Source organism: Microbacterium xylanilyticum (assembly GCF_054654695.1).
Genome location: NZ_BAAIEN010000002.1, coordinates 3,710,891 through 3,725,846, shown reverse-complemented (window position 1 = coordinate 3,725,846; position 14,956 = coordinate 3,710,891). Strand labels below are relative to the sequence as shown.

Annotated in this window: 14 protein-coding genes; 4 read left to right on the top strand and 10 right to left on the bottom strand. The window is 71.5% G+C overall.

Annotated features, from left to right (window positions below; all coding sequences use genetic code 11):
• Window positions 1-55: 55 nt before the first annotated feature.
• The 6 genes from ACYQ1L_RS18470 to ACYQ1L_RS18445 form a co-directional block, all read right to left on the bottom strand.
• Entirely contained in the window at window positions 56-1,381 is a 1,326-nt protein-coding gene (locus ACYQ1L_RS18470) for a sulfate adenylyltransferase subunit 1 (protein ID WP_460005468.1), read from the bottom strand.
• Entirely contained in the window at window positions 1,381-2,319 is a 939-nt protein-coding gene (cysD, locus tag ACYQ1L_RS18465; protein WP_460005467.1) for a sulfate adenylyltransferase subunit CysD, read from the bottom strand. The genes ACYQ1L_RS18470 and cysD overlap by 1 nt, the downstream gene beginning before the upstream one ends.
• A complete protein-coding gene (locus ACYQ1L_RS18460; protein WP_460005466.1) occupies window positions 2,316-3,062 on the bottom strand; it encodes a phosphoadenylyl-sulfate reductase in 747 nt (248 codons plus the stop codon). Before ACYQ1L_RS18460 ends, cysD begins: the two co-directional genes overlap by 4 nt.
• On the bottom strand, window positions 3,059-4,795 hold the full coding sequence (locus ACYQ1L_RS18455; protein ID WP_460005465.1) for a nitrite/sulfite reductase: 1,737 nt from the start codon (window positions 4,793-4,795) through the stop codon (window positions 3,059-3,061). Before ACYQ1L_RS18455 ends, ACYQ1L_RS18460 begins: the two co-directional genes overlap by 4 nt.
• A gap of 243 nt (window positions 4,796-5,038) precedes the next feature.
• A complete protein-coding gene (locus ACYQ1L_RS18450; protein WP_460005464.1) occupies window positions 5,039-5,947 on the bottom strand; it encodes a hypothetical protein in 909 nt (302 codons plus the stop codon).
• Complete coding sequence (locus ACYQ1L_RS18445; RefSeq protein ID WP_460005463.1) at window positions 5,944-6,072, bottom strand: hypothetical protein; 129 nt, start codon at window positions 6,070-6,072, stop codon at window positions 5,944-5,946. The genes ACYQ1L_RS18450 and ACYQ1L_RS18445 overlap by 4 nt, the downstream gene beginning before the upstream one ends.
• A 229-nt stretch (window positions 6,073-6,301) precedes the next feature.
• On the opposite strand from ACYQ1L_RS18445, the gene ACYQ1L_RS18440 reads away from it, so the two are divergent.
• Entirely contained in the window at window positions 6,302-6,979 is a 678-nt protein-coding gene (locus ACYQ1L_RS18440; protein ID WP_460005462.1) for a GntR family transcriptional regulator, read from the top strand.
• A gap of 233 nt (window positions 6,980-7,212) precedes the next feature.
• On the opposite strand, the gene ACYQ1L_RS18435 is transcribed toward ACYQ1L_RS18440, so the two are convergent.
• From ACYQ1L_RS18435 to ACYQ1L_RS18425, 3 genes are all read right to left on the bottom strand, one after another.
• The gene (locus ACYQ1L_RS18435; RefSeq protein ID WP_460005461.1) at window positions 7,213-7,932 is read right to left on the bottom strand and encodes a sirohydrochlorin chelatase; all 720 of its coding nucleotides are present in this window, start codon (window positions 7,930-7,932) and stop codon (window positions 7,213-7,215) included.
• A gap of 178 nt (window positions 7,933-8,110) precedes the next feature.
• Entirely contained in the window at window positions 8,111-10,129 is a 2,019-nt protein-coding gene (locus ACYQ1L_RS18430; RefSeq protein ID WP_460005460.1) for a vWA domain-containing protein, read from the bottom strand.
• Window positions 10,130-10,184: 55 nt separating this feature from the next.
• Window positions 10,185-10,748 carry a hypothetical protein gene (locus ACYQ1L_RS18425; protein ID WP_460005459.1) on the bottom strand — a complete coding sequence of 188 codons (564 nt, stop codon included), beginning with the start codon at window positions 10,746-10,748 and terminating at the stop codon, window positions 10,185-10,187.
• A gap of 242 nt (window positions 10,749-10,990) precedes the next feature.
• Between ACYQ1L_RS18425 and ACYQ1L_RS18420 the strand changes: the two genes are divergently transcribed.
• Window positions 10,991-11,455, top strand: coding sequence for a DUF3817 domain-containing protein (locus ACYQ1L_RS18420; protein WP_460005458.1), 465 nt, complete (start codon window positions 10,991-10,993; stop codon window positions 11,453-11,455).
• 53 nt (window positions 11,456-11,508) lie between these two features.
• On the opposite strand, the gene ACYQ1L_RS18415 is transcribed toward ACYQ1L_RS18420, so the two are convergent.
• Window positions 11,509-12,198 carry a hypothetical protein gene (locus ACYQ1L_RS18415; protein ID WP_460005457.1) on the bottom strand — a complete coding sequence of 230 codons (690 nt, stop codon included), beginning with the start codon at window positions 12,196-12,198 and terminating at the stop codon, window positions 11,509-11,511.
• Window positions 12,199-12,457: 259 nt separating this feature from the next.
• Between ACYQ1L_RS18415 and dnaK the strand changes: the two genes are divergently transcribed.
• Both dnaK and ACYQ1L_RS18405 read left to right on the top strand, forming a co-directional pair.
• The gene (gene dnaK / locus ACYQ1L_RS18410; protein ID WP_460005456.1) at window positions 12,458-14,314 is read left to right on the top strand and encodes a molecular chaperone DnaK; all 1,857 of its coding nucleotides are present in this window, start codon (window positions 12,458-12,460) and stop codon (window positions 14,312-14,314) included.
• Window positions 14,314-14,946, top strand: coding sequence for a nucleotide exchange factor GrpE (locus tag ACYQ1L_RS18405; RefSeq protein ID WP_460005455.1), 633 nt, complete (start codon window positions 14,314-14,316; stop codon window positions 14,944-14,946). The genes dnaK and ACYQ1L_RS18405 overlap by 1 nt, the downstream gene beginning before the upstream one ends.
• Window positions 14,947-14,956: the final 10 nt, after the last annotated feature.

Sequence of the window (14,956 nt, the reverse complement as noted above, 5' to 3'; positions counted from 1 at the left end):
GGACTGGGTCCGGTTCCTGAGCGAGCGAAGCGAGACGAAGGACGCTCGACGACCCCTATGTCGCGGCGACGACGGTCGCGGCGGCCAGGGTCGCACCGTCGACCGGGTGGATCAGCAGCAGTGCGCCGCCCTCCCGGTCGTCGGCGTAGGGCTCCAGGGGCAGGGCTGAGGCGAAGCGGATCCGCACGCGGCCGATCTCGTTCACGGACAGCTCGGCCGCGTCCTCGAGGGCGAGGGTGTCCAGGTCGCGCCGCGAGAGCACCTGGGTGACGATCGCCTGCACGGTCGCGGTGCCGTGCTTCGCGAGCACGCGGGCACCGGGGACGATCGGCCGCACGTCGAGCTGGAAGATCTCCACCTCGGCCTCCTGGTGCCCGGTCGGCACGGTTCCGGCGGCCGCGATGAGGGCGCCGCGGGCGGCGTCGACCTCGTCCGCGAGCGTCACCGCGATCGACTGCGCGGTGTGCGCGGCCTCGGCGGCGCGGCCCGCGACGCGGATGCCGGTGACGGTGGTCTCGTGGCCGCCGGGGAACACCTGCACGCGGTCGCCGACGCGGACGGATCCGCTCGACACGCGCCCGGCGAAACCGCGGTAGTCGCGCAGTGCGGCAGCCTCGTCCGCGTCGAGCAGCGGCGAGACGCCGCCCTGCGGACGGATCACCGTCTGCACCGGCAGCCGGAAGGCCGCGTCCTCCTCGGCCTGGCGGGCGGGGAGCGTCTCCAGCAGTTCGCGCAGCGTCGGACCGTCGTACCAGGGGGTTCGCTCGGACGGATCCACGATGTTGTCGCCCTCGAGGGCGGAGACGGGGATGACGTGCGTGTCGATGAGGCCGAGCTCGGCGGCGACCGCGAGCGCCTGCTCCTCGACGGCGCGGTAGCGCTCCTCGTCGAAGCCGGTGAGGTCGATCTTGTTCACCGCGACGATCACGTGCGGCACGCGCAGCAGCGACACCACGGCGAGGTGCCGGCGGGTCTGCTCCACGACGCCCTTGCGCGCGTCGATGAGCACGACCACGGCGTCGGCGGTCGCGGATCCGGTGACCATGTTGCGGGTGTACTGCACGTGTCCGGGGCAGTCGGCGAGGATGAAGCTGCGCGCGTCGGTGGCGAAGTAGCGGTACGCCACGTCGATCGTGATGCCCTGCTCGCGCTCGGCCCTCAGACCGTCGGTGAGCAGCGCGAAGTCGAACTCGCCATGCGCGAAGCCGCGGTCGGCGGAGGTGCGCGCGACCTGCTCGAGCTGGTCGGCGAGGATCGCCTTCGCGTCGTGCAGCAGCCGGCCGACCAGGGTCGACTTGCCGTCGTCGACGGATCCGGCCGTCGCGAACCGGAACAGGGTGGTGTCGCGCAGCAGCGCCGGAGCGGTCTCGATCGGGGTCATCAGAAGTATCCGTTCTTCTTGCGGTCCTCCATGGCGGCCTCGCTGATCCGGTCGTCGGCGCGGGTGGCGCCGCGCTCGGTGAGCGTGGAGCGGGCGACCTCGGCGACGACCTGGTCGACGGTCGCCGCGTCGGACTCGACGGCGCCGGTGCAGCTCGCGTCGCCGACGGTGCGGTAGCGGACGGTGCGGCGCTCGACCTGCTCGCCTTCGCGGGGCTGGGCGTGCTGGTTCACCGCCCACCACATGCCGTCGCGGCGGAACACCTCGCGCTCGTGTGCCAGGTACAGCGGCGGCAGGGGGATCCGCTCGCGGGCGATGTAGCGCCACACGTCGAGCTCGGTCCAGTTCGAGATCGGGAAGGCGCGCACGTGCTGGCCGGGCGTGTGCCGGCCGTTGTACAGGCTCCACAGCTCGGGGCGCTGGTTGCGCGGATCCCACTGCCCGAACTCGTCGCGCAGGGAGATGATGCGCTCCTTCGCGCGCGCCTTGTCCTCGTCGCGGCGGGCGCCGCCGAAGACCGCGTCGTGCTTGCCGGCGGCGATCGCGTCGAGCAGCGGCTGCGTCTGCAGCACGTTGCGGGTGCCGTCGGGACGCTCGACCAGGCGGCCGTCGTCGATGTAGTCCTGCACACGCGCGACCTCGAGCTTCAGGCCCAGCCGCTCGACGGTCTCGTCGCGGAACCGGATGACCTCGTCGAAGTTGTGCCCGGTGTCGACGTGCAGCACGGGGAACGGGATCCGGCCCGGGGCGAAGGCGCGGGCGGCGAGGTGCAGCACGAGCACGGAGTCCTTGCCGCCGGAGAACAGCAGCACGGGGCGCTCGAACTCGGCGACGACCTCGCGGATGATGTGGATCGCCTCGGCCTCGAGCAGGTCGAGACCCGTGAGGGATCCGGCGTCGGTGGCCGCGGGGGCGGGCAGCGTGTCGATGATGCTCATACGTGGAGTCCGCATTCGGTCTTGGCCAGTCCGGCCCAGCGGCCGGAGCGGGGGTCTTCGCCCGGAGCGACGGGCTTGGTGCACGGGGCGCACCCGATCGAGGGGTACCCGTTCGCGACGAGCGGGTTCACGACGACGTCGTTCTCGGTCGTGTAGGCGATGAGGTCGTCGAAGGACCACGCGGCCACGGGGTTGACCTTGACCAGGCCGTTGCGCTCGTCGAACGTGATCAGCGGCGTGTTCGCGCGGGTGGGCGCCTCGTCGCGGCGGACGCCGGTGAACCACACCTCGTAGCCGCCGAGCGCCTTGTGCAGGGGTGCGACCTTGCGCATCTCGCAGCACAAGGCCGGATCCCGCGCGAACAGATCCTTGCCGAACGCCGCGTCCTGCTCGCGCACGGTCTGCTCGGGCTTCACATCCACGATCCGCACGTCCAGCGTGCGGGCGACCTCGTCGCGGGTGAACGTCGTCTCGAGGAAGTGGTATCCGGTGTCCAGGAACAGCACGTCCACCCCGGGGATGGCCTCGGCCACGAGGTGCGGCAGCGCCGCATCGGCCATGGAGCAGGCCACCGCGGCCAGGCGCGGGGAGACGTTCGCGGCGACCCACGCGACGACCTCGGCGGGGGACGCCTCGTCGGGCGCTCCGCTGCGCAGCTCGGCGGCGCCGCGCTCGGCCAGCGCGCGCAGCTCGTCCAGAGAGCGGCGGGCGGGCCGCAGGTCGAGGTCGACGACGGCGCTCACTGCAGGGCCTCCTCATCGGCGCGGTGCGCCCAGGTGGCGAAGGTCTCGTCGGGGTGGATCCGGTCGGCGAGGTAGCGGCGGATCACGCGCTCGGCGTAGTCGGCGATGCCGTCGGCGGGCACCTTGAGGCCGCGGACGGTGCGGCCGAGGCCCGCCTCGGCGCGGTCCGCGTTGGCAAGGCCGCCGCCGAGGTGCACCTGATAGCCGGGCACCTGTTCGCCGTCGATCGTGACGAGCTGCCCCTTGAGCCCGATGTCGGCGGTCTGGATCCGGGCGCAGGAGTTCGGGCAGCCGTTCACGTGCAGCGTGATGGGGCGGCCGATCTCGGGCTCCAGCGCTCCGAGCCGCTCCTCGAGCTGCTCGATCGCGCGGGCGGCGTTGACCTTGGTCTCCACGATCGCGAGCTTGCAGAACTCGATGCCGGTGCACGCGATGGTGGCGCGGCGGAACAGGCTCGGCCGCGCCTGCAGGCCGAGGGCGTCGAGCCCGGTGATGAGCGGTTCGACCCGATCCTCCGGCACGTCCAGCACGAGCACCTTCTGGTACGGCGTCGTGCGGATCCGGGCGGATCCGTGCTGCTCGGCGAGGTCGGCGAGGGCGGTCAGCGTCGCGCCGGAGATGCGGCCGACGGCCGGCGCCGCACCGACGTAGAACAGGCCGTCCTTCTGGCGGTGCACGCCCACGTGGTCGCCCTGGCCGACCGGCTTCGGGGCGGCCGGGCCGTCGGGCAGCGGGGAGTCGAGGTACTCGGTCTCGAGCACTTCGCGGAACTTCTCGGTGCCCCAGTCGGCGAGCAGGAACTTCAGGCGCGCCTTGTTGCGCAGCCGCCGGTAGCCGTAGTCGCGGAAGATCCTGGTGACGCCGAGCCACACCTCGGTCACGCGGTCGGGCGCGACGAACACGCCGAGGCGCTCGCCGAGCCGCGGGACGGTGGACAGTGCCCCGCCGACCCACAGGTCGTAGCCGATGCCGAGGGTGGGGTGCTCGAGGGCGACGAACGCGCAGTCGTTGATCTCGTGCACCACGTCCTGGCTGGGATGCCCGGTGATCGCGGTCTTGTACTTGCGCGGAAGGTTCGCCAGCGACGGGTCGCCGATGTACTTCTCGGAGATGTCGCGGATCTGCGGGGTCGGGTCGATGAGCTCGTCGGCCGCGATGCCGGCGACGGGGGAGCCGAGGATCACGCGCGGCACGTCGCCGCAGGCCTCGGTCGTGCTCAGCCCCACGGACTCGAGGCGCCGCCAGATCTCCGGGACGTCCTCGATGCGGATCCAGTGCAGCTGGATGTTCTGCCGATCGGTGAGATCGGCGGTGTCGCGGGCGAACTCGGTCGAGATCCCGCCGATCACGCGCAGCTGCTCGGTGGTGAGCTGCCCGCCGTCGACGCGCACGCGCAGCATGAAGTACTCGTCCTCGAGCTCGTGCGGCTCGAGCTGCGCGGTGCGGCCGCCGTCGATCCCGGGCTTGCGCTGGGTGTACAGGCCCCACCAGCGGAACCGTCCGTGCAGGTCGGTCGGATCGATCGACGCGAAGCCGCCGGCCGCGTAGACGGCCTCGATCCGCTCGCGCACGTTGAGGCCGTTGTCGGCGAGCTTTAACTCCTCGTTGCCGTTCAGCGGCTCCGTGCCGTCGACGGCCCACTGGCCGTGCGGCTTGGTGGGCACGCGGGCGGTGCGGGTGCGCGCACCGCGCACGGGCGCGGCGGGCACAGCGGTGGTCGGTTCGGGAGACATGCCGACAAGCTACGTGCGCACCCGCCGGATCCGCCCGTGTGTGTCATCGCCTCCGACACGCAACGTCATTGTTCGACATGGTCCAGTTTCCTCCGGGGAGGATGCGGTTCAATGGAGCGCCCGCTGTGCGGAGCCGCGCCGTCCGGAGCCGCACCGTCCCGCGCGACGCCGCCCGGCGAGAAAGACGGAAGACGCCGCTCCCGCGTGGCGGTGAGCGACGTCTTCCCTGTTCCGATGCCGGGCTCAGTGCGCGACGTACGGGACGCGCTCCCAGCTCAGCACCTGGTCGGCGCCGGGCCGGTTGATCGTGACCCGCAGCCAGTCCTTGTTGTTGGAGGATCCGTCGACCGTCAGACGGGTGAGGTTGTCCGCGGAGCCGGTGACACCGTAGGTGGCCAGCCAGTGCGAGCCCGCGGCGAGCGGGTGGTCGTGGTTGAAGACGTGACTGTCGCCGTTGACGAGGTAGACCTCGCCGTCGAATGCGCTCGACTCGTCCACCAGCGCCTGCACGAGCGGCTGGAACGCCGAGATGTCGCTCCACGCGGGCGTGTAGGTCGGGTCGAACATGTCGGCCTGCAGCAGCACCATCACGGCGCGGTCGTGCTTCTGCTTCGCGGTCGCGAAGGTGCTCTTCACGAGCGAGACCGCGTTCGCCATCCGTGCCTGCTCGGCGGCGAGCTGCTCCGGACGCGGTGCGGTGTCGCCCAGACCGGTCCACGGCTGGACGCCGTCGTTGCTTCCCACGACGTGCACCACGGCGAAGTCGACGCCCTCGCGGCGCAGCGACACGTTCTCGGGGAATCCGGCGGCGGTCTGCGCGTCGACCTTGACGGGGTTCCGGCCCAGGGAGATGCCGGGGTTCGCGAAGAACACCGAGCGGTCGTAGGCCAGGCGCTCCAGCGGGTTGTACGCCCCGTTGTTCGCGCGGTGGCAGTCCGTCCACTCGTTGTCGCCGGGGCTGTAGATCAGCGGGTTCGTGAAGGTGTCGAAATCGCCCTTGATCTGCTGGTACAGCGCATCGTCGCAGCGGCTGGATCCGTTCTTGATGTCGCCGACGTGGAACGTCATCGCGGGATCCGCGGCGTTGATCTCCTGGATCCACTGCGGGAACAGCGCCTGCTGCGCGGCGCCGTAGGGCACGTCGCCGATCACGGCGAACGAGTAGTGGCCGGGCTTGTCCTGGCCGGCGCGTCCGCAGCGAGAGCGGGCGAGGCGCCGGCGGCGACGAGGGCGAGGGCGGCGGCCGATGCCGCCGCGAGGGTGCGGGGGAGGTGCATGCGGTGTCCTTCGTTCGGGGCGTCAGGGCGGACGCCGTACCCACCCTCGCGCTCGCCGGGTCGGGGCGGGTGGACGCCGCGTGAACGGACGGCGAACAATGCCGGTGCGGCACGTGCGCGGTCGCGGCGGACCGTGGCGCGGAGGCCGTCGATTGGCGAGGGACGCGTCGAACGCGTACTCTCCCTGCACCGGCGCGTGCGCCGGAAGCGATGCGCAGGAGGGGGCGGCATGGCGAGCAGGGACGCGAGGTCATTGGGGGAACAGGTCTTCCATCGGATCGCGGAGGCGATCGTGGCGGACGATCTCCCGCCGGGCATGCGCGTGCGGGATGTGGCCCTCGGCCAGCGCTTCCACGTCTCGCGTTCTCCTGTGCGCGAGGCGCTGCATCGGCTGGAGCGCATCGGGCTGGTCGAGATCCTTCCCAGCCGGACCACCCAGGTGACGATCGTGAACGACGAGACGATCGCGCAGACGCTGGCATACGCGGGCTACCAGGCCGGGCTCGCGGTGCGACAGAGCCTGCCCAGGCTCACCCCGTCGGAAAGGCGGCAGGCGCTCGAGCTGATCGATGAGGTGGCGCAGCAGACGGACGACCCGGCGCGCGGGTCCGCCGCCCGGCGGGCGCTCTTCTCCTTCTTCTCCGCGCATTCGGGAAACGCGGTGCATCACGCCCACATGCGCGACATGGAGTACGCGTTCGAACGCACCCTCCGCAGCGCCGTGCTCCCGCTGGGGCCGATCGACCGGCAGTGCCTCGCAGGTCTGCGGGAGGCGACGCGGCGCGGCGACGGCGAGGACGGGGAGCGGTGGGTGCGCGTGCTGCACGGGCTGGCGCCCCTTCCGGACTCGGAAGAGGATCCCGGAATATCGCACGAAGCGCCGGAACCGCCCGCCGTGCGCCCGTAGCATCGAGATCGCCGGGGGGTCGCGTCCGCCTGGGGGACGGGTTCGCCGGGGGACCGTCGCGGACGCGGGTGGGGCCATGGGGACGCGCCCCACCCCCGCGCCGGGGCCGTCATATCCCCGGGTGACCGCGCCGTCAGTCGCGGGCGGTGGTCGCGCCGTCAGTCGCACCGGGTGGTCGCGCCGTCGGTCGCACGCGGTGACCGCGTCGTCAGCCGCACCGGGTGACCGCGCCGTCAGCCGCGCGCGGCGGCGGCCAGCGCGGCGGCTCCTGCCCGGTAGCGGTCGACCACGACGTCCACGAGCGGCGCCGGGGGCTCGCGGTCGTCCAGCAGGGGCTCCGTGAGCACCGCGGATCCGGCGTCGCGGCGCGCCACGTCGAAGAAGTAGCCGTGCGCGAGCAGGTAGGTCGCGACCGGGGCGCCGGGCCGGGCCCGCACCGCATCGGCGAGGCTCGGCTCACGCGCGGCGAGGTATGCCGGCACGACCTCCCGCCCGAGCCGTTCGGCCAGCAGCGCCGCCGCATCCTCGGCGTCCGGCAGGGAGCGCGGGTCACGGGATCCGGCGACGGCCAACACGACCGGGGTCGCATCCGCGGGGTCGCCGGCCTCGGCGAGCCGCAGCGCGAGCACCTCCGCGAGCCGGGGATCAGGTCCGAGCGGATCCGTCACCACGGCGTCCGCACGCTCCGCCGCGGCACGACCGAGGTCGACGCGCACGTGGAAGCCCTGCGACAGCAGCAGCGGAACCACCACCACGGGGCCGGACACCGCGGCGAGGGCGGTGGGGGCGTCGGGCTGCTGGACGTCGACGAATCCGGAGTGCACTGCGACGCGCTGGGCCTCGTCTTCGCTGTGCAGCCGGTCGGCGACCCGCTGCACGAGCAGGGCGATCGCCGCGGCTCCGGCATCGTCGCTCGTCCCGTGCGAGACGGCGAGCAGGGCGGGGCGGGTCATGGTCGGAGTTTACGCGGATCCGGCCGGGCGGTCCGGGCGCCGCGTCATCCGCGGAAAGACGACCCTCTCGAGCTCGCGAGAAACCGGATCCAGCATGAGACCTCATCGCAGGCGTGGTGTCTCATGCCGAAAGTGGTTTCTCGCGGGCGTTCGCCGACCGTACGACGACGCTGCCGCGTCAGAAGCTCGTGACCAGGTCGCCCAGCACCGCGCCGACCTTGGACGGATCCGTCGCGTCGTAGAAGTGCGCGCCCGAGGCCGAGGAGATCGCGCGCAGCGTGTCGGCGTCGGCGTCCGCTCCGTAGGCCAGCGTGAAGATGAGCACCGGCGTCGAGTGGTGCAGCGCGGCGACGTCGTCGAGCATCGTCTGCTTGGGGGTCGTTGGCACCGCGGTCAGGTCGGCCCCGTCGCTGAGCAGCACGACGGTGGTGATCCGGTCGGGGTCGTACGAGGCGGCCATCTGCTTCGCGTACGTGTCGACCGCGGTGTACAGCGGCGTGTACGCGTGCGGTGTGAGCGCCCGGACCGCGGCCACCAGCGACGCGCGGTTCGTGGCGATGTCGGCGACGGGAGCCACGATGCCCGGGGTGATCGTGCCGTCGCCGGCCGAGGAGAAGGCGGCGACGCCGACCTGGTCGCCTGGCGCGAAGTGGTCGAGCGCCTGGATCAGGGCGGCCTTCGCGGCGTCGAGCTTGCTCTGCCCGCTCGGGATCGGATCCGCCATCGAACCCGACACGTCGATGAGGAACAGCGCCGATGCGCGCTTGCGCACCTGCGGGAAGGCCGTGTCGATCGCGGCGATGACGTTCTGGCGCGGGAAGGCCAGCACACCGTGCAGGGTCTCGGTGAGGTGCCCGGTGCTGCGCACGCCGCCGTCGAACTGCCCGTTGAGGTCGCGGTAGCCGGTCTCGCGCACCAGCTGCTGGCCCTGGGCCGTGCCCGCATAGCGGATGAAGTCCGCACCGGCGGCTTTGATGGTGTCGTCGACCCAGTCGCCCTTGAGCACCACCGCGGGGTTGTCCGCGACATAGAAGCCGTCCTTCGGATAGACGGGGACCATGGCCTCCTTGGGCGGGTCGCCCTGCGTGACGGTGACGCCGTCACGGCTGACGATGCCGCGGTCGTAGTCCCAGACGGCCTTCTCGTCGACGATCACGGCGGAGAAGAACTCGGCGGCGGAGCCGGTCTGCTCGGCCTGGCGGGCGTGCCAGAGGAAGTGCTCGGGGGTCGCCATGTAGTGGCTCGTGGCGAGCTCGTTCTTCTTCACGGCGGCGAGGATCTTCGGATCCGCCATCTCGCTCGCCGTGACGCGTCCAACCGAGCCGGAGGCGGCGCCGAACGACGCGAGCAGCGCCGCCTCGCCGGAGCTCGCGACCTGGGGGCTCGTCTTGCCGAGCTTGAACGCGCCCCACTCCGGATGCCCGAGCGTGGACCACACGTCCTTCTTGGCGGACGCCGCGAAGACCTCGGACCAGGTCGGCGCCTTCTTCGTCCACCCGATCGCATCGGCGAGCGGCTTCGGCATGGCGAGCACGATCGCGGACTGCCCGAGGCTCGTGCCCGTGGAGGGCACGGCGGCGGCCCCGTCGGCGCGGGCCGCGGAGAGCCACGAGCTCGCATCCGGGATCCACACGGCCGGCCGGGATGCGGCGGGGAGATCCGAGAAGCCGGCGGCGGCGCGCGTTGCGGCGACGCCGGACTTGTCCTTGGTCGCGACCGCCGTCACGCAGTGCCCGGCCACCGCGCGCGGCTGCGCGTTGTACCCCGTGACGAGCTGCTCGACCATGGCGGCGTTCTCCAGGGAGGACAGCACGGTGAGCGTCGTGCACGGCGAGGGCCCGGCGACGGCCGCGGGCTTGTCCTGCGGGAAGGTCATGGTGGGTGACGGAGTCGGCGTGCCGGACACGCCGTCGGCGTTCGCGTGCGGCTTCTGCATGATCGCGAAGCCGACCGAGCCGAGGGCGATGACGAGCACGGCGATGACCCCGCCCAGCACCCACACCAGCGGCTTCGGCCGCCGCGTCCGCGGTCGGGGCTCGACCATCACCAGGCCGCCGGCGCTCGTGCCGGGCGGATCCGAGGGCACGCGCCCGCCGACCGGCGCCATCGGCTCCGGCGCGGCGCCGGAGGCAGACGGCTGCTCGCTTCGGCGGCGGCGCTGGCCCGGCTCGGGGGTCGCCCCGTCTGCGTCTGTCATCGTCGGCTTCTCCTGGTGTCGTGGGCGGATCCGCGTCGCTGCGGATCCCGTGTCGTCATGCGGGCGCGTGCGCCGCCGTGTTCAGCGTCCCGACCAGCACCGCCGTCCACCAGGCGACCTGGGAGAGCGCTCCGCTCGCGATCGACCACACCCGCAGCCGTCGGGGCGCGCGGCGGAACGGGAGGTCGCCGGGAAGACGGTCGAGCTCGGTCGCGAGCCTCTGCACGGCGACGCCGTTCATGCCCACCAGCAGCACCGCCGCGAGTTTGATCGCGGTGGGCGGGCTGTGCGGGTCCGGTGCCAGCAAGGCTCCGGTCACCAGCAGCCCCGCGTAGCCGGCCCACGCCGGCACGGCGAGGCGCGCCTCCGTGTGCAGCAGCGCCCGCAGCGTGCCCCGTCCGATCACCCAGAGCACGCCCGCGTACTCCACCATGACGGCCGCACCCAGCCCGATCGTCAGCGCCGCCAGGTGCAGCAACAGCACGAACGCGCGCAGTGAGGGGTTCGCCGGGACCGCGTAGCCGACCAGGAGCGTCGCCCACCACCCGAGCATGATCAGCGCATAGCCGATCGCCCGCACACGGCGTGCTCGCCGTCTGCGCTCGCGCAACACGAGCATCCCCAGTCACCGTTCTCCCGCAGACGCGCGGCTCGGGTGCCGCACAGAACTCGCGGATCCCACTCCGCGCACAGCAAACTCTACCGGGCGCGTCGTCTCGCGCCAGCGCCCGCCGGCGCGGAATCGCCGGATGAGCGCCGGCAGCGGCCGTCCGGGAGAAACCGTCCGAAAGGTGGAGGCCGCGGGCAGGCGGGCCGCCGGGCCCCCTCAATACGCTGAGAGCACCCGACCCGAGGAGAGACGTGTTCACCAGTCCCGCCCGCCTGTTCCGCGTGCTCGCGATCGCCGAGGCCATCACCTGGACGCTGCTGATCGGCGCCCTCATCGGCCGCGCCACGGGCCTGCCGCCGGTGCTCGTCACCGTCGCCGGCTCGATCCACGGCTTCGTGTTCCTCTCCTATGCGGCCACGGCGGTGCTGCTCGCGTTCCACCAGCGCTGGGGCGTCGGCGTCGCCGTGCTCGCGATCGCCAGCGCGATCGTGCCCTACGCCACCATCCCCGCCGAGATCTGGCTGCACCGCAGCGGCCGTCTCGCCGGAACCTGGCGCCTCGAGCAGACGGACGACCCGCGCGACGCCGCCTGGTACGACCGCACCATGCGCTGGTTCCTGCGGCGGCCGTGGGTGCTCGCGCTGCTCATCCTCGCCGCGGTCGCCGCGCTGTTCGCGGTGCTGCTGCTGATCGGCCCGCCCGGCGGATCGCACTGAGCACGCCGGCCGGCGGTCCCCGAGCCCGTCGAAGAGTCCGGGGGCGATCGCGGTCAGTGCACGAGGATCGGATCCTTCTCCACGATCTCGTCCGCGACCGTCGAGGCGCTGCCGTCCGTGCAGTCGAGGATGAAGTACAGGCCGACGCCGGCCTTCTCGAACACCCGCGCCTGGATGACCCAGCTCGCCGGGTCGTTGCCGCCTTGCACCGTTCGCGAGTCGATGTCGTAGTCGCCCGTGGTGGCGTTCTTGAGCCCGAGGTCGGACGCCGCCGCGGTGACGTCGTCGATGGTGGCCTGTGTGAGCGTGGCGAGCATGAGATCGCTGGCGCCGCGGTCGTTCTTCGCACCGCTCGACGTCGTGGTGCCCTGCCAGAACTGCACGGTGCACAGGCCGTCGACCGTCGTGTACGACCAGTGCCCGTTGCCGTCGTCCGGCTTGTCGACCTTCCAGCCGTCGTCGGCGATGAGACCGTCCGACCATTCGACGCGGCCTCCCTTCGGCAGGGTGTCGCCGTCGAACGTGAGGCCGCCCGCGCCCGAGGGCTCGTCGGTGGCGGCGTCCGTGCTCGTCTCGCGGGGCTGCGGCGAGGCCGTGCCGTCCTCAGCGCCCACGCGCACCGCGCCGCCGGCGTACGGGGTGAACGGGAATCCGCATGCGCTCAGCGGCAGCGCGGCGGCGAGGAGCAGGCCGGCGGCGCCGAGGCGGAGCGCGGGGGAGGCGATGCGGGAGCGACTCGTCATGAGGGCGATCTTAGGGATCCGCTGAATGCCGCGTCGATGGGGAGCCGGTCCATGCGCATGAGGTGCGGCTTCGATGCGCCGCGGCCTGCGGCCTCGCGCGGGACGCGGCAAAAGTTGAGTGAAGCCGTATCAACTTTGTTGACATCGCTTGACACTGGGCGTATCCTTGAGTCATCGCGACTCAGGTTTAGCGGGGCGTCTCCCCGCGGGCCTTGCGGCCGCGCAGACTTTCCCGTACTTCCGATTGAAGGAGAAACAAATGGCACGTGCTGTCGGTATCGACCTCGGTACGACGAACTCCGTCGTCAGCGTCCTCGAGGGCGGCGAGCCCAAGGTCATCGCGAACGCCGAGGGCTTCCGGACCACCCCGTCGGTGGTCGCGTTCACCAAGGACGGGGAGGTGCTCGTCGGCGAGACCGCGAAGCGCCAGGCCGTCACCAACGTCGACCGCACGATCGCGTCGGTCAAGCGCCACATGGGCACCGACTGGTCGTTCGACGTCGACGGCAAGAAGTGGACGCCGCAGGAGATCTCCGCGCGCATCCTGCAGAAGCTGAAGCGCGACGCCGAGGCGTACCTGGGCGACACCGTGACCGACGCGGTCATCACCGTCCCCGCGTACTTCAACGACGCCGAGCGCCAGGCCACCAAGGAGGCCGGCGAGATCGCGGGCCTGAACGTCCTGCGCATCATCAACGAGCCCACCGCGGCCGCCCTGGCCTACGGCCTCGACAAGGGCAAGGAGGACGAGCTCATCCTCGTCTTCGACCTCGGTGGCGGAACCTTCGACGTGTCGCTGCTCGAGGTGGGCAAGGATGACGACTTCTCCACGATCCAGGTGCGCGCCACGGCCGGTGACAACCGCCTCGGCGGCGACGACTGGGACCAGCGTCTCGTCGACTACCTGATCAAGCAGTTCAAGGACTCCACCGGCGTCGACGTCTCGAACGACAAGATCGCGCTGCAGCGCCTCAAGGAGGCCGCGGAGCAGGCGAAGAAGGAGCTCAGCTCCTCGACCTCGGCGTCCGTCAACCTGCCCTACCTGTCCCTCACCGAGAACGGCCCCGTGTCGCTGAGCGAGACGATCACCCGCGCCAAGTTCGAGGACCTGACCAAGGACCTTCTGGACCGCACCAAGAAGCCGTTCGAGGATGTCATCCGCGAGGCCGGCATCAAGGTCGGCGACATCGCGCACGTGGTGCTCGTGGGCGGTTCGACCCGCATGCCCGCGGTCGCCGAGCTCGTGAAGCGCGAGACCGGCAAGGAGCCCAACAAGGGTGTGAACCCGGACGAGGTCGTCGCTGTCGGCGCCGCCCTGCAGGCCGGTGTCCTCAAGGGTGAGCGCAAGGACGTGCTGCTCATCGACGTCACCCCGCTGAGCCTCGGCATCGAGACCAAGGGCGGCATGATGACCAAGCTCATCGAGCGCAACACGGCCATCCCGACCAAGCGCAGCGAGACCTTCACCACCGCCGACGACAACCAGCCGTCGGTCGCGATCCAGGTCTTCCAGGGTGAGCGCGAGTTCACCCGTGACAACAAGCCGCTGGGCACCTTCGAGCTGACCGGCATCGCGCCGGCTCCTCGCGGCATCCCGCAGATCGAGGTCACCTTCGACATCGACGCGAACGGCATCGTGCACGTGTCCGCCAAGGACAAGGGCACGGGCAAGGAGCAGTCGATGACGATCACCGGCGGATCCTCGCTGTCCAAGGAGGACATCGACCGCATGGTGCGCGAGGCCGAGGAGCACGCGGCCGAGGACAAGAAGCGCCGCGAGTCGGCGGAGACCCGCAACCAGGCGGAGACCCTGTCCTACGGCGTCGAGAAGGTCATCTCGGAGAACGAGGACAAGCTCCCGGAGAACGTCAAGACCGAGGTCAAGGCCGACATCGACGCGCTGAAGACCGCGCTGGCCGGCGATGACGACGAGGCCGTGAAGACCGCGTTCGACAAGCTGACCCAGTCGCAGAGCAAGCTCGGCGAGGCGATCTACGCGTCGCAGCAGGCCGATGCGGCCGCCGACGGCGCCGCGGAGGACGCCGCTCGCGAGTCCGGCTCCGATGAGGACGTCGTGGACGCCGAGGTCGTGGACGACGAGGACGAGAAGAAGTAATGACGGATCCCAAGGACTTCGAGGAGCCCGAAGAGGGCCGCGAGGTCGGCGGTCAGGGGTCGGACGCCCAGGCGTCCGGCCCCGGGCCGGCTCCGACCGGCGGACCCGCGGACGGCGCCGACGACGACGAGCTCACGGTCGACGACATCCTGAACATCGCGCAGAGCGATGACGCGCTCGCTGAGGACGCCGCGGAGGACGCGGCCCTGGCGGATGCCGAGCACACTCTGCTCGTCGACCTCAAGCGCCTGCAGGCCGAGTACGCGAACTACCGCCGGCGCACCGAGGAGCAGCGCGGTGTCGAGATCCAGCGCGCGAAGGGCGAGGCCGCCAAGGGCCTCATCCCCGTGCTCGACGACCTCGACCGCGCCGCCGCCCACGGCGACCTGGAGGAGGGGACTCCCTTCGCCGCGATCGCCGAGAAGATCCGTGCCGTCGTCGAGCGGCTCGGGGTGGTCTCCTACGGCGAGAAGGGCGAGGATTTCGACCCCCAGCAGCACGAGGCGATCTTCCAGCAGCCCACGCCGGGCGTCGAGAAGGCCGTCGTGCTGGAGGTCGTCGAGGTGGGCTACCGACTGGGCGGGATCGAGCTGCGCCCGGCGAAGGTCGTCGTCGCCGTCCCCGTGGAATAGGGGGTGATCG